The sequence below is a fragment of the Pseudoalteromonas denitrificans DSM 6059 genome, from assembly GCF_900112265.1.
In the GTDB taxonomy this organism is placed as follows: domain Bacteria; phylum Pseudomonadota; class Gammaproteobacteria; order Enterobacterales; family Alteromonadaceae; genus Pseudoalteromonas; species Pseudoalteromonas denitrificans.
In genome coordinates this window covers 1-16738 of the sequence record NZ_FOLO01000083.1, presented here as the reverse complement: position 1 = coordinate 16738, position 16738 = coordinate 1, and the positions used below count along the sequence as shown (strand labels likewise).

Sequence of the window (16738 nt, the reverse complement as noted above, 5' to 3'; positions counted from 1 at the left end):
ACAAACGAAGAATGACAATAGAAGAGGCATTTAGGGATACAAAAAATGAGTATTATGGTCTTGGATTAAAGCGCAGTAGAAGTAATAATATAGAGCGATTGCAGGCTCTATTATTAATAGCTTTAATTGCTCAGTACACATTGTATCTTATTGGAAAGGCAGCAGAAATATTAAAATATCATTACCACTTCCAAGCAAACACAATAAAGAAAAGACGAGTATTATCTTATTGTTATTTAGGAAAAAGAATTCTGACACATAAAAATTATCATATACCAGAATGTATCATTAAAAAGGCTCAAAGAAGCCTCATAAATGAGATTAAATAAAATGGAAAAGATATGGGGAGCCCTAAGGTTTTAGTCGTTTCAGCGTGTAATGTGCTTTTACTAAAGCGCAACTTTTAATTGTACAAAAAATAGTCTAGTTAATAAAGGTATGAGAAAAAATAAATGGTAAGCAAAATGGGCGATAAAAAATATTCATATTGCAGCGGCAAAAGCCGCATTGATGTGCCATGTCGAAAAGTCGGTAGGGTCTGGGTTCAAACGCCATCTGAAGCCGCCTTTGTTTTAACGTTAGATAATGACCCAGAAGTCAAAACTTTTGCTACTCAACCTGGCTCATTCAAGTATAAGGGTAAACAATTTCAACCTGACTTTTTAGTCGAATATTATGATGGTCGTTATAAGTTTATTGAAGTGCATTCCCGTAACTATCAAAATGATAAATTTAAAGAGCGAACAGCGTTGTTTGAGAAAGGGTTTTATGAGCTATTTGGCGCTGAATTTAGTCTGGTCTTTAATGACGAAATTGATCTGACATATGTTCGTAATATTGAACATTTATTTCAATATAGGCGTATTACAGAAACCGACATAAATAAAATCATCAGGCTTGCTTGGTTTTTACCTGAAAAATTGATTTTAGGTGAGGCTGAGCAGTATCTTAAAGAACAAATGGGAAGTGGCTTTTCTATTCGTGCATTGATGTGGCTAAGATTGTACGATTTTGATTGGTATAAAAAAATTGATGAACACACTCAAATAACTAGGGCGGTGATGTAATGGGTGCCGCAACTTCACTGTTAATGCGCGAGTTTGAGATACCAGAAAAAGGTCTATGCCGTGTTATTCAGGAAAAAAATGGGAAGCTAGGTTTTGAAGAAGTGGCAAACCCTTTAAATGGCTTTTATGTTAAGCGGGATACATTTATCGCAGACTTAAACGATGATGTTGTACTGTCAAAGCCTGCTGCAAATGATGAGTACCAAATAACTCCGAGAGTGAAGCGTCATATTAAAAAGCGTACAAACTCTTTGTTGATGATGGAAGTGTTGGATAATTTAGATTACAAACCTGCTTCAAAGGATACATACAAAGAATTTAAACTACGTATGAAAGAGGAGTATGGTGATAGTTGCAAAATACCAGGCTTTTCTACTTTGTGTGGTTGGTGGTGTGACTATCGGCGTGCAAATTGGGATATCGCACGGTCTATTGGAGTTGATCCAGTTGCGAGTAAACGGATATCTGAAGACCAAGAAAAACTAATTTTTAAACATCTGGAAATTGCCTTTTTAACCAAAAATAATGGTGGTAAAAGTTTAATTGATGCTCATGAAGACTTTAAACATGATCCTGAAGTTGCATTATTAAAAGAAAAACCAGTGTCGTATTCTACATTTAATCGAAGACGAAAAGAGATCCTAAAAATAGTCGAAATAATGGCGACGGGGACACCAGAAGAGAAGCTTGCTGCTGCGAAGAGATATAAAGGGAAATTGAAAATAGATAGGATATTAGAGCGCGTAGAGCAGGATGCGTCTAGATATAACTTATCTCTCTTGTTTGACGATGGCACACCTACAGAAGGTGTACAAATTTTTGGTGCTGTTGATTGTAACTCAGAATACCCTTTAGGTATCAAAGTGAAGTTTGGAAAAGGGGAAAGCTCTGCTGATTACCAAGCTCTGTTCAGGGAAGTAATCACTGGAACGCGTTCAGGATTAAAAGCTAATGGTATCCCATACATGATTGTTGGGGATAATAGTGGAGGGGCTAATAGCTCTGTAACACGAGAGGTCTATAAAAACGCTGAAGTTAAATACCACACTTTACCGCCCCATATGCCGTGGGGAAAGGGATATATTGAAGGCTTCTTTCAGATATTTGAAACAGGATTTTTACAAGGGTTTAAATATTGGTATACCAATAAACAAGGGGAAAAAGTTGAAGGTAGAGGAATACCTGGATACCTATCTGATAAGGAGGATTACAGACAGCATCCTACGATGAAAGCCAGAGCTTCAATGAAGGTCAGTGAATTTTTTAGAGTGCTCGATGTTTACCTTCATCAATACGTGAATACCGCTAAAAAAAGTTTGGGAGGCAAAACACCACAACAGGTTTGGAATGAATGTAATGCAGCCCAAAATCTACCTAGGCTTACTGTTGATAATATGAATTACGCTTTTATGGTGACAGACACCGCTGTCACCCAAAAGCTTTACCCTGATGGTCGGGTGTATTTTGATAATGCATATTATCAAAATGAAGACCTTAAACAATTACATGATGAGTTATTCAACAAAGGAATGTCAGAGGTTAAAGTCGATATTTGTCATAGTCGATTTGATGTAAGGCAAGTTAAAGTTATAGCACAAAACCCTAATGGAGAAGGGTCTGTTGTCACATACCCAGATCGTTGTACTAATGCTGATATGGATGTTGAAATTCCTCATGGTACAGATAAACCACCTAAGATAGAGCGTACATATCATTTTCCGACTGAAATAGATGCTCCGTTAGTTAAAACGAAGAGGACGCCTAAAAAAGATGACAAAAAAGAAAAAGATGAAGATTACGATTTACATAAACGAAAGGTGGCATCTTTTGATTTAGATACACAAATACCACCTAGCTTGAGTGAAGTTATTAGAGCGAGTAACGCAGCTTTTAATACACAAATGCCAACCGAATCATCAGTTGATTACACTCCGAAAAAGCGTCGTCACAAAAAAGAAAAATTACCTGATAACAATTTTGGGGTATTTAATAAAGATGATTACAGAGGATGCTCGAACAAAGATGAAAGTCCAGATACGGATTTAAACCAGTGGCCTGAAGAATGATGCCAATATTGCAGCATACCCTGTTTACTAGCGTGGTAAATCGTATGCAGTTAGTACATAAGCAAAGTAGCCGAGTAAAGTTCTCATTAGTTGTCACGGGTGTGTCTGGTACGGGCAAGTCAACGTTAGCTGATTGGTATGCTGAGCAATTTCCAGAGGTAGATACATCTGAGGTGACAATTAAAAGGGTTTTGAATGTGCATCTGACTAAACCAAGCAGTCCCGTTAATTTGGTTGAGCAAATCATTCACGCTATGGGCACTAGCTCCACAGCAAAGCGCAAAAGCTTAGAAGGGCTTGTTTACCAGTTAAATTGCCTATTGAAAGCTTGTAAAACCGAGTTGATTATTTTAGATGAAGTACAAGAGTGTCTACCAGATTCAGATGGCATACGAGCACAAGCAATGGCAAAAGCGTTTGTAGCTATTATTGATAAATGCAAAGTTCCTCTTGTGTTGATTGGTACACCAGCACTGACTCGGATACTAAAGTTGGAATACCTTGCAGATACAAGTGGCATATCACGAGAAGAGCAACTTTCACGTCGCTTTATTGCACCATGCAAATTAAATATTTTTTTAAGTCATTGTGACTCTTGGATGAAGGCCATTAACTATTTTGCCGAAAAGCAAAGATTACGAAAGTTGAACAGAAATGATGCTGAGCTACTAGATAGACTCTATGTCGCAACGTATGGACGTATTGGATTGGTTGAAAAGTTATTCTCATTCGCATGCTTTGATACATTTTCTGATTTAAACCAAGTATTTCATGATGCGTATGAATTGTCTGATACCACAGGTGAAGCCAACCCATTTAATCTTACTGACTATACCTATGCTGCCATTAAGAAAAAGGCGCAAAACATTGAAAGAATATACTTCACTCACAGTAAGGTTAAATACAAAGGATAAAGAGTCCTTAATTGGCTTTAGTATTAGATTAGCCCAGGCGAACGGGTTGTTTTCGCTAAAAGACTTATTTAGTCCCAGCCAAATAAACTGCTTTAGCAAAGGGTCATTATCTGAAATAGACTATTATTGGCTTAGAAATATACTTAAAAAAGAAGTGACCTATACAAACACACAACAGAAGCTTTTCAACCATCCTTTATATAAATTCAATAGATTAACCAATCCTAAAGTGTGTATTCAATGTTTAAAAGAAAGACACATACATCAAGACCACTGGCAAAATATACATAAACTGAAATGTGATATTCATCATACTCAGTTGATAACACAGTGCCACAGCTGTAAAGCGCCTTTAGAGTGGGGTTTCCCTTTATTAATCGGGCGATGTACTAACACAAGGTGTTTACAGCCTTTAGTAGAAATGACGCTTTCAATACCACCAAACATAAGCCCACAAGAAATTGATGATTGTTTGTTAGTGGCACAAAACATAAATAGCAGAAATGAGTTTAATCCAAAGAAATCAAGCCACTGTGAACTTAAGGATTTTAATCAGGCACTATTGATGGGCTATAAAGCACTTAATGATAAAAAGGTATTTCAAAGTGAAATTATAGAGCCTTTAATTACCCATAGGGTTAATCAGTCCGCTTATCCAGCTAAAGTTAAGTTGTTGAAACTAAGTCAAATAATCAGTCAGTTACAATCTGATTGGCCGATATCTCGCTGGCTCAGTGCGATATATCAAAAACGTGTAAGTAATCAAAAGGGAAATTGTGAATGCCCACCGCTTGTAATACAGGCTAGATTAATACGCGAAACGTGTGACTTAACTCATACCGACTTAAAGGCATTGCACCAAGCTAAAATACTGAAATACAACAACTATAATAAAAATAACTATCCACAAACAACACTCGATATCTCCCCATTATTCCAATCATTAGTCAGCTCAAGTCAATCAACATCAAGCAGTTTGAAAAGCTTAGAAGAACTCAAACCAGAGTTTGAATGCTATCGCACACCAATGCATGCGCTGATCATAGCAATGCTGAAAGCAAAAATAAGATTCTATTACCACCTAAAAATGGACTTAATGTCATCATTACTTGTTGATAAGCATGAATTAATCAAATTTTGTAAGAGTTGGCTACAAACACATGATGAAACAAAGTTGTCACTAGATGATTTTGTGAAGGTGTTTGATGTCGATGATGAAGCCTTTAGAGACATCAAAATGTCACTTGGGATTAATGCTAAGTACCATCCAACAAGTGTTTCAATCTATAAACGACTAGCTGAATCAATAAACCTCTCTCTAAATTACATCTAAGTCATTTCGCAAATTTTCCTACCTTTGACCATACTTAATCTGTAAACTTGCGCGTTGCTCATTTTTGAGATTTCTCAGTGGCTCATTAATGGCAAATACATTATGGAAATGAATGAACATGTATAAAAATATCCAGAAACGAATGATTATTTCAAAATCCCACCAAAAGTTAACTCCCTGATAGATAAAATAAGCTAAAGAACAAGATTCTGGCTATCAATGAATATTTACATGTTTTTTGTGTGTAGAATAATTTAAAATTTAAGGATATTACTTAAATATGACATTTAAAATGTATTAGTAGGGTCTTATTATTGACTTTAAAGGCAACGCATGAACATGTATTTACAAATATAAGTCTTGAGATAAATCAGGTGTAAATAATTTATGAATTCAGTTGAAATAGTACAGAGGCAGTTAGAAGCATATAACAAAAAAGACAGTGAAGCTTGGCTTAGTACATATGCTAAGGATGCAATTCAATATTCTACTGAAGGTCAGATCTTAGCGTCAGGACATGAGCAAATGAAGTTAAATATTAATGTACGTTTTAGAGAGACTGACTTGTATGCCAAACTCATTAATAGAATGGTATGTGATGATGTTGTGATAGATCATGAGTTGATCACGAGGAACTTTCCTGAAGGCAAAGGCTCTATTGAGATGTTATGTATTTATCATGTTGTAGATGGGCTTATTACTAAAGGGCAGTTTAAAGTGTTTAATAAAATTGTTTTTGGAACAGCCGACAGTTAATGAGAAGATTAAACAAAAAATAGCTTTGGCTGGTTTTATTTGGATCATAATTATACTACGTCGTTTATGTGGAAGTTGGATTTTAAGGCAATTTAAATTTTCAAGTATAGGTATTTACAATGCATTTTATGAACTTTATTATTAGTTTAGAGTGTATTATAAATGCACTTATCTTATAAATAAGCCTTAAAATAAATTATAGTGGCTCATAAAAAAGTAATGTCAATCTCGAGGTTAGGCTTAGTATGATAGAAAAACTTGATAATTCGAATGAAGAAATTGCAAATCAAATTTTCGATATTTTTCAAAACTCTTATAAAATTGAAGCTCAGCTTATAGGTGTTCGTGATTTCCCTCCGCTATCGCGAAGTGCTAAAGATATAAAAAACTCAAAAACATTATTTTATGGCTTTAGTGAAAATACTTGCCTTGCTGCAGTTATTGAAATAGTAATTGAAGATAAACATTTGGATATTAATAGCTTAACGGTTGATCCTAAATTCTTTAGAAAAGGTATCGCAGACAAATTAATAACTTATGTTCTAGAAGAGTTTGACTTGACAGGTGCTGTGGTAGAAACCGCTGTTGTAAATAAGCCTGCTATTAATCTATACAAAAAACATGGTTTTGTTGAATTTAAAAAATGGACGCCATCACATGGCATTGAAAAACTAGCAATGTCAGTGCAATATGATATTTAATCCCTAAACTAACAGGGCAAAATTTTTGGTTTTTGTCCTGTGTTGCTTCTTTTGACTCAGAATTTTATAACCCTTTAATGAAACTTGGAAGCCCTGCCTGTTACCAGTATGGTAAAATACGTGGTCGTTACACTGAACCTTTAAATGATTTGAACATTATATTTCTAAAATAAATGAAGATGTTGACTTAACGTTTGATTCAGATAAAACATGTTGAACGCATTTAAATGGGGTTACTGCATATTGTCCTAAATCTTTTTCAATAAATAAACCTATTAATTAGCCTGTTTAATACAGGGAACTTTTACGCTTTGTTAACTTCGTAATGTTGCGATTAATCTTTTGGGGTTATCTAAATAACATAAAGCATCCATAATAGATTTACAGACAATATCGCCTGCCATTAATGCTTCAATGCTAAGACCTTCACTTTGTAAGAGTGAGATACCTAAAACACATTCTTTTAAAATAGTGCGATCGTTGTAACCATTACCAATGCAAAGAGTATGTGTTTTACCTATTTCATTTAAATATGCACATTTGCTTGTGTAAGTTTTATTAGTTGAAAGGTTAATTATTTTACAATTAGTATCTCTTAATTGCTTTACAACTGTGCCATATGTATCAGCAGTGATAACATGAAAATTAACTAAATGGGACAGTGAGTTAATTTTTGCAGATACGCCTGTTATTAACTTGCCGTCAATAGCAATGGTACCATTGAAATCTAATAAAACATTTTGAATTTCGACTGTTTTACGACCAGGAATATCAATTTTCATATGATGTATACCAAAGTAGTTTTGTATGAATATATGATATAAATTTTATAAGATGAATATGTCATTTGTATGACTAGGGATATGTATCATTAAATAAAAATATAAGTAACACGCAAATTATGAATCTTGCTTTACTAAATAAGAGGAGGTGGAATAAAGATCTGTTTTACATATGTTTATCGAAATATTTTGTTTACTTAGAGTATTAATATGTCTTAATTTGAGTTTTGTTTGACTACTGTGGTAATTAACCTGTTCAGAGCTCAAGCTGAAAAAAGCGTTTATACCCGCAGTATTTAAAGAGTTTCTACGTCGATTTATGTAGAAAGAGAGCTCCTTTTATAAATTCGTTGTACTATAGAACCCTTAGAACCAGAATCCTTGCCCAAAATCATGCAGACAATTAATGTTTAAAAAATTGTGAGGAGAGTTTTGCTATTTCTCGTAGTGAGTCAACATTGGCGCTTACCCAAGTAACCTTACGGCCTACGGATTCACAGCAAATAACCCCACAAGGTTCAAATTCAGGATCGTAAATGTAATCTAGAAGTGAGTATATGTTATTTGGCTCAAAGTATTTTTCATTAAAGCATCGAGTATCTGGGTGTATCCGCGCATCAGGCGCATTGACAACATTATTGGCTAAAAGACTTCTGAAATAGTCGACAAAATCAGTTTTTATTAAGACTTGTCCTGATGAAACTTCATTTGTATAGGCATCAAAACACATCAGGCAGTGCATTTCGGTCTTACATTTTAAAAAAGTCCAGATACTCACTCTATTTGCTAATGGAACGGCTTCCATAGTGAATTCACACACTTTTTTAAGCTTGTCTTTTATCTCAGTTTGGGGGTCGTTGATAGCTACAGATAGTTTAGATAATGCGTCCATAATACCTGTTCTCGAAAAGAAAATTTTAGTAATGTCACTAAATAATGAGTGAAGATATTGTAATTGTCCAATATTTACATAGATTTAATTGTAGAACGAAATAGCTGCATTTAATATGAAACTCAAAAGATGAAAAAGGATTAGTAGTGTGATCTATGGCCTTCAAAATATGTTTTTTTGTGGATTAAACGTTCAGTCAAAAAATCTTTACAACAACGAACACGGCGGGTATGGCGTAAATCTACATGGCTTAATACCCAAACCCCCCAATTTGATAAAGGTATATTAATAGGGAGCCTTTTTACAGATTCATTGGCGATAGTATCAGGTAAATAGCAGGGCATTCTTGCTATGCCAATACCTGCTTTAACCGCGCAATACATGGCATATAAGTCATCAACACGTATTGCGATATGTGCATTTTCAAAGTGTATTTTGGCCCAATCAGGTACTTGCGTCTCATTTTGCCAAGCTATGATTGGTATTGAATTGGATTTTTCAAGTTTAATACTTTGGTAAATACCATGTTGTATTTGCGCTATTTTTTTACCAATTAAGTAATCTGGAGGGGCCGGGGTAAGTCTTATCGCGATATCCGCTTCACGTGCAGCGAGGTTTTTTAACCCTTGTCCAACACATAAATTTAACTGTATTTTTGGCTGTTGTTCTTTAAAGTCAGCGAAGTCATTCACCAAACTATATTCAAAAATATCATGGGGCATCGTTAGGTTTATTTCGCCTTGTAACCGGCTATCTTGACCAAACAAGCGTCGTGAAATCTGTTGGTTCTTTGCTTCTAATTCCAAAGCAAGTTGATAAATATCTTCGGCTGCGGATGTCATTTCGTACCCTGATGGAATACGTTCAAATAATCTGACACCATGCTTTTCTTCAAGTGCAGCAATACGTCGTGAAACAGTAGAGTGGTTCACGTTTAATGCTCTGGCTGCCGCTGTAACATTACCGTTTTGCGCAACGGCTAAGAAAAAGCGAATATCATCCCAATCAATCACTCGTGCATTATTGCACGAATGATTTGCAAAAGTCGATAATATTAATCTTGATCATTCTTTATTAATATTTCCGTGTCTTAAAAATATCTCAATAAAATAAACGTATTAAATAAAGAGGAATACCAAATGATCACTTTTTATCATGCACCAGGTTCTTGCTCATTAGCTGTCAAAGCAGCTTTAAAATTAACTCAGTTAGAACATGAGGTTAAAATTGTAGATGTAAATGCAGGAGAGCATTTTAGTGATGAGTTTAAAAAAATAAACCCAATGAGCAAAGTACCTGCTGTGATTATTAATGGGGAAATACTGACAGAAGGCAGTGCAATTTTACACTATTTAAGTGAGCAAGATTCACCCGTTAAATTAATGCCTGAAACAGGTACTTTGGCCAAAGCACAAGCATTGAAATGGATGTCTTTTTTATACTCTAATGTGCATCCCCATTTTGCGCGTGCATTTGTGCCATCGCGCTACGGTGCTGATATCAACGATATTAAATTTCACGCTGAAACGTCATTACATGAATTGTTTGCCATCATTGATAGTCAACTTGAAAATAATGAGTTTATAGCGGGTGATAAACTCACTTTGGGTGACTTATATTTATTAGTTGCCATTCATTGGCAAGGTATTTTGGCAAATGGACTAACAGAAAAGTTTTCTCATCTTGCAAGTTATCAAACACGTTTATTAGCACATGATGTTATTGGTGACATGTACCGTACTGAGTTTTTATAACACACTTAAATTGAGCTTGGTTGTATTTAAAATACTTTAATTAGTAAATATATTTAAGTTTACCAATCAAAAGCAAAGAGGTAATTATGGGTAAATTATTCACAGAACTCACACTTGGCGATTATCACCTTAAAAATCGTATTTTAATGGCACCGCTAACACGTTGTAGGGCTGTAGAGCGGGGTATACCAAATGCGTTAATGGCTAATTATTATGGTCAAAGAGCCTCTGCAGGTTTAATTATTTCAGAAGCTGTCGCTGTATCTAAACAAGGACTTGGCTGGTTAAATACGCCAGGTATCTTTACTGATGAGCAAGTTAAAGGCTGGCAAAAAGTTGCTACATCAGTGCATGAAAAGCAAGGTAAGATGTTTTTACAACTTTGGCATATGGGCAGCATAGTGCATCCAGACTTTTTAGAAGGTCAGTTACCTGTATCTTCATCTGAGGTAAAACAACAAGGTTCATTAACAACTGCAAAAGGTCGGGACCGCGAATTTGTAGTGCCAAGAGCGCTTAATAAGATTGAAATAAAACAAGTCATTAAACAATTTGTAGATGCTGCAAAAAATGCAATTAAGGCTGGCCTTGACGGCGTTGAAATACATGGCGCAAATGGTTTTTTGATCGATCAATTTACCCGCGACAGTATTAATCAACGCGTAGATGAATATGGTGGCTCAATTGATAATAGATTAAGGTTTATGATGGAAGTTGTTGAAGCTGTATGTGACGCGATAGGTTCTGGTAAGGTGGGAATTCGGTTATCACCTAGTAATAGCGTTTGGGGAATTTCAGACTCAGATCCAAAATCAACGTTTTCTCAGGCTGTATCTAGATTAAATGCTTTTAATTTGGCTTATGTACATATTTTAGAATCAAAACCACAAGAGGATAAAAGTACTGAGTTTAGGGCTTATTTAACGCCGATATTGCGTCAAAAATATAATGGAAAATTAATTATAAATGGTGGGTTTAATAAAAGTACAGCATCAAGTGCCATACATAATAAAGAAGCGGATGCAGTTGCTTTTGGCACTTTATTTATTGCTAATCCAGATTTAGTGAATAAGTTTGAGAATGATTTATGCTTAACAGAACCCGATAAGAGCACTTTTTATACGCAAGGTGCACAAGGATATACAGATTATTAAAGGTGCCAACTAAATACGCACATTAAATTTTTTGAAGAGCTTCATTTGAAACAATGAAGCTCTTCAATCTTAAGCTGTTTTATGTATCTATAAACCAAAGGTGTGCTTGATTTTAGATTCAAATGCTTCATCTGAGAGTGACTTTCTCATTGGGACAAAGGAAGTGGCTTCAGCTCCAACAGGTATGGCTATAGGCGAATTTTCATCTTCAATAATATTTTTAACGGCATCTGCAATGGGTTGTGGGCTTGGGCCTTCATTTATAGCTTTAGCTACAATTGGAACAAAATGACTTACCAAAGCTTTATAAGCTGAGTTATCTGATGTGGTTGCTTGATTAATCATCAAACCTTTTTTAACAAAGTTTGTACCAAATAATCCGGCTTGAATTGAATGTATGCGTACATTATGTGGTGACATTTCAAATCGTATTGAGTCTACAAAACCCTCAACAGCATATTTGCTTGCATTGTAATGTGATAAAAGCGGCAAGCCTATTTTTCCTAAAAAAGAACTGATATTTATAATAACGCCAGTGTTTGCCTGCCTCATTGAGGGTAAAACGGCCCGTGTCATTTTCATTAGGCCAAATACATTTACATCAAACTGTTTAAAAATTTCTTCATCTGTCACATCTTCGGCTGTAGAGACTAAGCCAAAACCTGCATTGTTGACTAAAACATCAATTTGACCTTCTTTTTCAATAATGTATTTAGTTGCAGCCTCAATAGAGTCGGTATTGGTAACATCCAAAAATATATTATTTACGCCTAGTATTTTTGGTGTTTCTAGGGTTTTGTCTCTTGTTCCCGCATATACTGTGTAGTTATTTTCATTTAAAAATTTTGCTGTTATTTCGCCCATGCCAGAGCTTGCGCCAGTAATTAAAACAACTTTAGTCATAATATTTCCTTGAGTGTGAGTAACCTTTGAGTACAAGAATACGCTGATGATTTATCAATATTAAGAGTGTTTAGTCACTGGCGGGATTTTTAAATATCACGAAATGGATTTTAAATAGATTTTAAGTCTTTTGGGTATACACCGTAGGTTTTATAGAAGATAGCACTGAAGTGACCAGAGTGTTTATAACCAACTGCATTTGCAACTTGAGCAACAGATAATAACTGTTCTCTCAGTAATAAGTTTGCATTATCTAACCTAAGCTTTTGAACATAAGCATAAATGGTTGTCTGGTTAACCAGTTTAAAGTAGCTTTTTAATTTAAAGTCATTAGTTGCACATAAATGGGCTAACTCCTTTATACTCGGAGGGTTTATATAATTATTTTGAATAATACTTTTGGCTTTTTGTGCTATGGCTATTTGTTGTTCATTAAAATTGTTTGTATCGATAAACTCTAATAAAGAAAGCCGGTGAATAATATATTCAATCGCTCTGTGTTCACTAATAATACTGTTCATTTTGTCGTTATTTTTGGCATGAATTATTTTATCAATTAAATAAAGGCTTAATGCATCTGTTTGGGCACTATGTATTAATTCTAAACTGACGTCTGTTTGTATTTTTTGATATAGGGTGTTTATAGGCTCATGGGAGTTATCGCTTAAATAGCGTTTAATAAAGAAGTCTGCAATAAATAAAATAAATATTTCTGTTTTATTTGAATGGGATAGTGTGATTTCAAAATTTTGACTAGAAGTCGCAAACAAATAGGTGTTAGATTCATTTAACTGATAAGTTTTATTTGATATTTTATCATTGATTTGGCATTTTCCATTAGCAACTGACACAATGAAATTCATGCGGTCTAAGTTTTTAACTTTTAAAACTCTATCTGTGTTTAAATTCAGTGCGATATCAAAAAATACAAGGCCATTAGAAATATCAACTCGAGTGACATGTTGCTCCTTTTTATTGAAAATTTCTTTTATTTGATAACGTTTATCTGTGATATTAAAAAAGAAACTATCCATTTAAATTGTAATACTCCTGTACTCTTCGCTCAAAATCTTCATCAGATAGTTCACGGCGCATAGGTATGAATTTTTGTGCTTTATCTCCTATCGTAATTCTAGCCGGTGAGTGTATGTCTTCTATCATAGTGATAATACTTTTAGCTGCTTCATCAACTTGATTCCCCTCATTTATTTGTTTAACAATATTTGGTAATAAATTTTTACTTAGGGCTGCATATGCACTTTCATCATTAAGTGTGTTTTCATTTATCACCAAGTTAGATTTGGCAAAGTCAGTATTAAAGAAACCAGGCATGATAGAGTGTACTCTTATATTAAAATTACTTAACTCATATCTCAATGAATCAGTTATACCTTCCACGGCATATTTACTGGCATTGTAAAATGAAAATAAAGGTAAACCAATTTTACCTAAAAAAGAGCTGATATTAATAATAATACCTGAATTTTGCTCTCTCATATAAGGAATGACCGTTTTACATAATCTTAAAATAGCGAATACGTTAATATTAAACTGATTAAACATTTCATCTTCTGTTGCATCTTCAATACTTGATACTAATGCGTAACCTGCATTATTAATTAATATATCTATTTTACCTTGTTCATTTATGATGTGAGCAATTGCATTTTTAATATTATCAGCATTGGTAATATCAAGCTCTATTACATGTAATTTATCACTTTGTGTTTGAAGTTTTTGGGGCGTTCTTGTTGCGGCATAAACAATATAGCCTTTTTTAGCTAACCTTAAGGCTGTGGCTTTTCCGATACCTGAACTTGCGCCCGTAATTAGCGCGACTTGACGCATGATATTTCCTAATAAGTAAATGTTATATGAACATTATAATAATTGTATAAATAATACATGAAATAGTTACAGGATAATGATCAAAATCAAATTGTTTTAAATTAGCTTTTCGTTTAACTGTCATTTTTTATGAGGTTATTTTTTGAAGATTTAACTATGCCTCTGAGAATGCACCAAACAACAAGCATAAAAAAACCCACAATAGTGGGCTTGTAATAACTCATTATAGCTAATGAACTATAAATCCATTATGGGCAAGTTGCAGTGCATCTGCGAGTAATAACCCAACCACCAGCAATCTTATTTGTCATATCTGCAGGAAGTGCATTCTTGTCTTTTGACAAATTTTTAATTTTCTTTTTATTTAATTTAAGTTTCATGTAAGTTCCTTATTATACTTTAATTCGGCTACCTTAGCCGGGTGGTAGGATATAATGGGTACAAGGTGAGTGCAATAAATAAACAAATATTTATCATATAATTTACTTAATGTATCATGGTACCAAATTAAAACAGCTCATTTCTAAATATGGTTTTTATGTCACATTGGCTACGCTATAAATCTTTTGTTATCAGGTGAGCTTCGTCGCATTGAAATTCCGCATCAACTTGATTTCTCTTCTTTATTTTTCGAACAATACTGTGTAATCAATTTTGTTAAAGGAAGGCTATGCATTTTGCCTTGTTCACTAAAATTAAAATAGTATAATCAGTCATATATGAACAGGTGCGTTGAAATAAGAGGCGCAAAAAATGACGTCAAACGCTTGGCTGACGCCCATTTTTCACAAACGGTAGCTAAGCCTTTTATGCAGGCGTTAAATTTTTATGGGAAATATGAAAAAGTTAATTTGGGTATATGACTCGCCATTTTCAAGAAGCATAAAATGGCTACTAATGCACTATAGAGTGCCTCATGAAGACTATGTGTTAACATGGGATGAAATGGCAACAGATCCGCTTTTAGCCTCTAACCCAAAAATGCAAGTTCCAATGCTATGGAGTAAAAACACTATACAAAGTGATTCATTATTGATTGCATTGGAATACCTACCTGATCTATGGCACCAGTCTGTTGATGCTCAATTTTTTCGTTTAGCCGATTCAGATGTTGAGACTTCTATTATATTCCTATTTAGAGCTAATCTCTTAAAAAATAAATTTGGAGAATCTGAAAACAGTCAATTTATGCTGCAAGCTGGGGTAGATACTTATAAGAAAAGTGTCGACTATTTACTAGATTACATTATGGTTCAAAATGATAAGTTTAAATGTAATTATGGGGCAGTCCTGTTGCTTTCAACCCTATTTTCGGCTGTTTCTTTGGCTGAATATGATTTGGCAAGTTATCGAATCAATGAGCTAAAAGTATTCATAAGTGTTGTAGAATCAGATGAAATATATCAGAGCATCATTGATATGTATCAAGGACAACCATCAAACAGCGTACCTTTTCGTATTTGAAATTTAACAAGTTAAGTGACGTAGAAAAGTTTAAAGCGTTAGGTACGATTATTTTCACCTTAATCAAATTAGTGTTTTCTTTCAGGGAGTTTGATGCTAATTCAATTCTAAATACAAAATACCTTTTGATATCAAGTGGGTTACCCTGTTAACTTGTCGAGAAAACGCTTAGTCAAGAGGTTGGATAAAGCTGTCGTAACTAAACCACTCTCGAAAGATTGCTTTATGCACAATTTAGATGTTCAATAAGTGTTTGAATTTAATGTGTTTTCATGGCTTTTTTAAGGGGGGTGACAGAACAAAAAAAGCTAAACATAAATAATACTAATCCTGCAGGCTTTTGGTATGGCTGAATCTAGAGCCAATTACATGCGTATATCTCTTGGTTGTTTTTAAATCGGTATGACTCAGTAACTCTTTCCTAACAGATTCTAAAAATGGTGACTGAGTTATATATTACCTCAAACCAAACAACTATGTTTATTATACAGTTCTAATTAAATATTTGTTATTTTTCAAACATCTTGCTCGGTATGTAAAATATTTCTCTATTATTTAAATGCTCGGTTTAATCTGAAATGGGTAAATTGTCTCCAAAATATTTAAGTGGTAAACTGTTAAAATTATTAATAATTATCTTGAACTCTGGGTTTAACTTTTTGAAGTTAATAAATTACATACCCAGAACTCATGGTATTAAGAGACTATGGCGTCAATAGCTAATTTTAAACTTTTGGCGCTTCCCACATAACTCCATCTCTGAGCATTGAATTTAAGATCACTACCATCTTTCTGATACAGGTGATGATAGCTACTTTTTTTGCTTTCCCAGCGGCAAGTAATTTTTGGTAATGAGCTTTAAATACCGGATTAGTTTGAATGGCGGACATCATAGCCATAAACAAAACAGTTCTTACCTGATGTCTACCTCCTTGTATTTTTCGCATACCTTGATAGCGACCACTTTCCCGATTCATAGGTGCCACACCGACTAAGCTGCTTGCTTGTTTACTACTAATGTAACCTAATTCAGGGAGGTTACTGATGATTGAAGCTGCTGCTATTTTTCCAATCCCTTTCATGCTTTGAAGAATAGTATTTCTA

General features: G+C 34.3%; 17 protein-coding genes and 1 pseudogene. 10 read left to right on the top strand and 8 right to left on the bottom strand.

Features of this window, described 5'->3' with window-relative positions:
- The 7 genes and pseudogenes from BM088_RS25440 to BM088_RS25410 form a co-directional block, all read left to right on the top strand.
- A pseudogene (locus BM088_RS25440) lies at window positions 1–329 on the top strand (IS4 family transposase); the annotation flags it as partial.
- Between the two features lie 135 nt (window positions 330–464).
- Window positions 465–1067, top strand: a complete 603-nt coding sequence (locus BM088_RS25435; protein WP_091991546.1) for a PDDEXK family nuclease — start codon at window positions 465–467, stop codon at window positions 1065–1067.
- Window positions 1067–3133: a hypothetical protein gene (locus tag BM088_RS25430; protein WP_091991543.1), complete on the top strand. Its 2067-nt coding sequence runs from the start codon at window positions 1067–1069 to the stop codon at window positions 3131–3133. Before BM088_RS25435 ends, BM088_RS25430 begins: the two co-directional genes overlap by 1 nt.
- Entirely contained in the window at window positions 3130–4047 is a 918-nt protein-coding gene (locus BM088_RS25425; protein WP_091991542.1) for an ATP-binding protein, read from the top strand. Before BM088_RS25430 ends, BM088_RS25425 begins: the two co-directional genes overlap by 4 nt.
- Window positions 4001–5380: a hypothetical protein gene (locus tag BM088_RS25420; protein WP_091991540.1), complete on the top strand. Its 1380-nt coding sequence runs from the start codon at window positions 4001–4003 to the stop codon at window positions 5378–5380. Before BM088_RS25425 ends, BM088_RS25420 begins: the two co-directional genes overlap by 47 nt.
- Window positions 5381–5767: 387 nt before the next feature.
- Window positions 5768–6136, top strand: a complete 369-nt coding sequence (locus BM088_RS25415) for a nuclear transport factor 2 family protein (protein ID WP_091991538.1) — start codon at window positions 5768–5770, stop codon at window positions 6134–6136.
- 245 nt (window positions 6137–6381) lie between these two features.
- Window positions 6382–6837 carry a GNAT family N-acetyltransferase gene (locus BM088_RS25410; protein WP_091991536.1) on the top strand — a complete coding sequence of 152 codons (456 nt, stop codon included), beginning with the start codon at window positions 6382–6384 and terminating at the stop codon, window positions 6835–6837.
- Between the two features lie 314 nt (window positions 6838–7151).
- On the opposite strand, the gene BM088_RS25405 is transcribed toward BM088_RS25410, so the two are convergent.
- From BM088_RS25405 to BM088_RS25395, 3 genes are all read right to left on the bottom strand, one after another.
- Entirely contained in the window at window positions 7152–7619 is a 468-nt protein-coding gene (locus tag BM088_RS25405) for an HAD family hydrolase (protein ID WP_091991534.1), read from the bottom strand.
- A 403-nt stretch (window positions 7620–8022) separates the two neighbouring features.
- On the bottom strand, window positions 8023–8511 hold the full coding sequence (locus BM088_RS25400) for a hypothetical protein (RefSeq protein WP_091991532.1): 489 nt from the start codon (window positions 8509–8511) through the stop codon (window positions 8023–8025).
- A gap of 140 nt (window positions 8512–8651) precedes the next feature.
- On the bottom strand, window positions 8652–9524 hold the full coding sequence (locus tag BM088_RS25395) for a LysR family transcriptional regulator (RefSeq protein ID WP_091991530.1): 873 nt from the start codon (window positions 9522–9524) through the stop codon (window positions 8652–8654).
- A 126-nt stretch (window positions 9525–9650) separates the two neighbouring features.
- Between BM088_RS25395 and BM088_RS25390 the strand changes: the two genes are divergently transcribed.
- Both BM088_RS25390 and BM088_RS25385 read left to right on the top strand, forming a co-directional pair.
- Window positions 9651–10265, top strand: coding sequence for a glutathione S-transferase family protein (locus BM088_RS25390; protein ID WP_091991528.1), 615 nt, complete (start codon window positions 9651–9653; stop codon window positions 10263–10265).
- 86 nt (window positions 10266–10351) lie between these two features.
- A complete protein-coding gene (locus tag BM088_RS25385; protein ID WP_091991526.1) occupies window positions 10352–11419 on the top strand; it encodes an alkene reductase in 1068 nt (355 codons plus the stop codon).
- An 87-nt stretch (window positions 11420–11506) separates the two neighbouring features.
- On the opposite strand, the gene BM088_RS25380 is transcribed toward BM088_RS25385, so the two are convergent.
- The 4 genes from BM088_RS25380 to BM088_RS27980 all read right to left on the bottom strand — a co-directional run bounded on the left by BM088_RS25380 (window position 11507) and on the right by BM088_RS27980 (window position 14550).
- Window positions 11507–12322 (bottom strand): SDR family oxidoreductase, encoded by an 816-nt coding sequence (locus tag BM088_RS25380; RefSeq protein WP_091991524.1) that lies wholly within the window; start codon window positions 12320–12322, stop codon window positions 11507–11509.
- 110 nt (window positions 12323–12432) lie between these two features.
- Window positions 12433–13356 carry a helix-turn-helix transcriptional regulator gene (locus BM088_RS25375; RefSeq protein ID WP_091991522.1) on the bottom strand — a complete coding sequence of 308 codons (924 nt, stop codon included), beginning with the start codon at window positions 13354–13356 and terminating at the stop codon, window positions 12433–12435.
- Entirely contained in the window at window positions 13349–14170 is an 822-nt protein-coding gene (locus BM088_RS25370) for an SDR family oxidoreductase (protein WP_091991521.1), read from the bottom strand. Before BM088_RS25370 ends, BM088_RS25375 begins: the two co-directional genes overlap by 8 nt.
- 248 nt (window positions 14171–14418) lie before the next feature.
- Window positions 14419–14550 (bottom strand): hypothetical protein, encoded by a 132-nt coding sequence (locus BM088_RS27980; protein ID WP_281247203.1) that lies wholly within the window; start codon window positions 14548–14550, stop codon window positions 14419–14421.
- Between the two features lie 448 nt (window positions 14551–14998).
- On the opposite strand from BM088_RS27980, the gene BM088_RS25365 reads away from it, so the two are divergent.
- Window positions 14999–15634 carry a glutathione S-transferase N-terminal domain-containing protein gene (locus BM088_RS25365; RefSeq protein ID WP_091991519.1) on the top strand — a complete coding sequence of 212 codons (636 nt, stop codon included), beginning with the start codon at window positions 14999–15001 and terminating at the stop codon, window positions 15632–15634.
- Window positions 15635–16359: 725 nt separating this feature from the next.
- Here BM088_RS25365 and BM088_RS25360 read toward each other — a convergent pair.
- The coding region (locus tag BM088_RS25360; RefSeq protein ID WP_143085161.1) for a transposase at window positions 16360–16738 on the bottom strand (379 nt) is incomplete at its 5' end.

Coding starts and splice junctions, on each gene's coding strand:
- BM088_RS27980 (WP_281247203.1), bottom strand. CDS start 14,550: ATGAAACTTAAATTAAATAAAAAGAAAATTAAAAATTTGTCAAAAGAC.
- BM088_RS25415 (WP_091991538.1), top strand. CDS start 5,768: ATGAATTCAGTTGAAATAGTACAGAGGCAGTTAGAAGCATATAACAAA.
- BM088_RS25400 (WP_091991532.1), bottom strand. CDS start 8,511: ATGGACGCATTATCTAAACTATCTGTAGCTATCAACGACCCCCAAACT.
- BM088_RS25430 (WP_091991543.1), top strand. CDS start 1,067: ATGGGTGCCGCAACTTCACTGTTAATGCGCGAGTTTGAGATACCAGAA.
- BM088_RS25370 (WP_091991521.1), bottom strand. CDS start 14,170: ATGCGTCAAGTCGCGCTAATTACGGGCGCAAGTTCAGGTATCGGAAAA.
- BM088_RS25410 (WP_091991536.1), top strand. CDS start 6,382: ATGATAGAAAAACTTGATAATTCGAATGAAGAAATTGCAAATCAAATT.
- BM088_RS25425 (WP_091991542.1), top strand. CDS start 3,130: ATGATGCCAATATTGCAGCATACCCTGTTTACTAGCGTGGTAAATCGT.
- BM088_RS25405 (WP_091991534.1), bottom strand. CDS start 7,619: ATGAAAATTGATATTCCTGGTCGTAAAACAGTCGAAATTCAAAATGTT.
- BM088_RS25380 (WP_091991524.1), bottom strand. CDS start 12,322: ATGACTAAAGTTGTTTTAATTACTGGCGCAAGCTCTGGCATGGGCGAA.
- BM088_RS25385 (WP_091991526.1), top strand. CDS start 10,352: ATGGGTAAATTATTCACAGAACTCACACTTGGCGATTATCACCTTAAA.
- BM088_RS25390 (WP_091991528.1), top strand. CDS start 9,651: ATGATCACTTTTTATCATGCACCAGGTTCTTGCTCATTAGCTGTCAAA.
- BM088_RS25365 (WP_091991519.1), top strand. CDS start 14,999: ATGGGAAATATGAAAAAGTTAATTTGGGTATATGACTCGCCATTTTCA.
- BM088_RS25375 (WP_091991522.1), bottom strand. CDS start 13,356: ATGGATAGTTTCTTTTTTAATATCACAGATAAACGTTATCAAATAAAA.
- BM088_RS25435 (WP_091991546.1), top strand. CDS start 465: ATGGGCGATAAAAAATATTCATATTGCAGCGGCAAAAGCCGCATTGAT.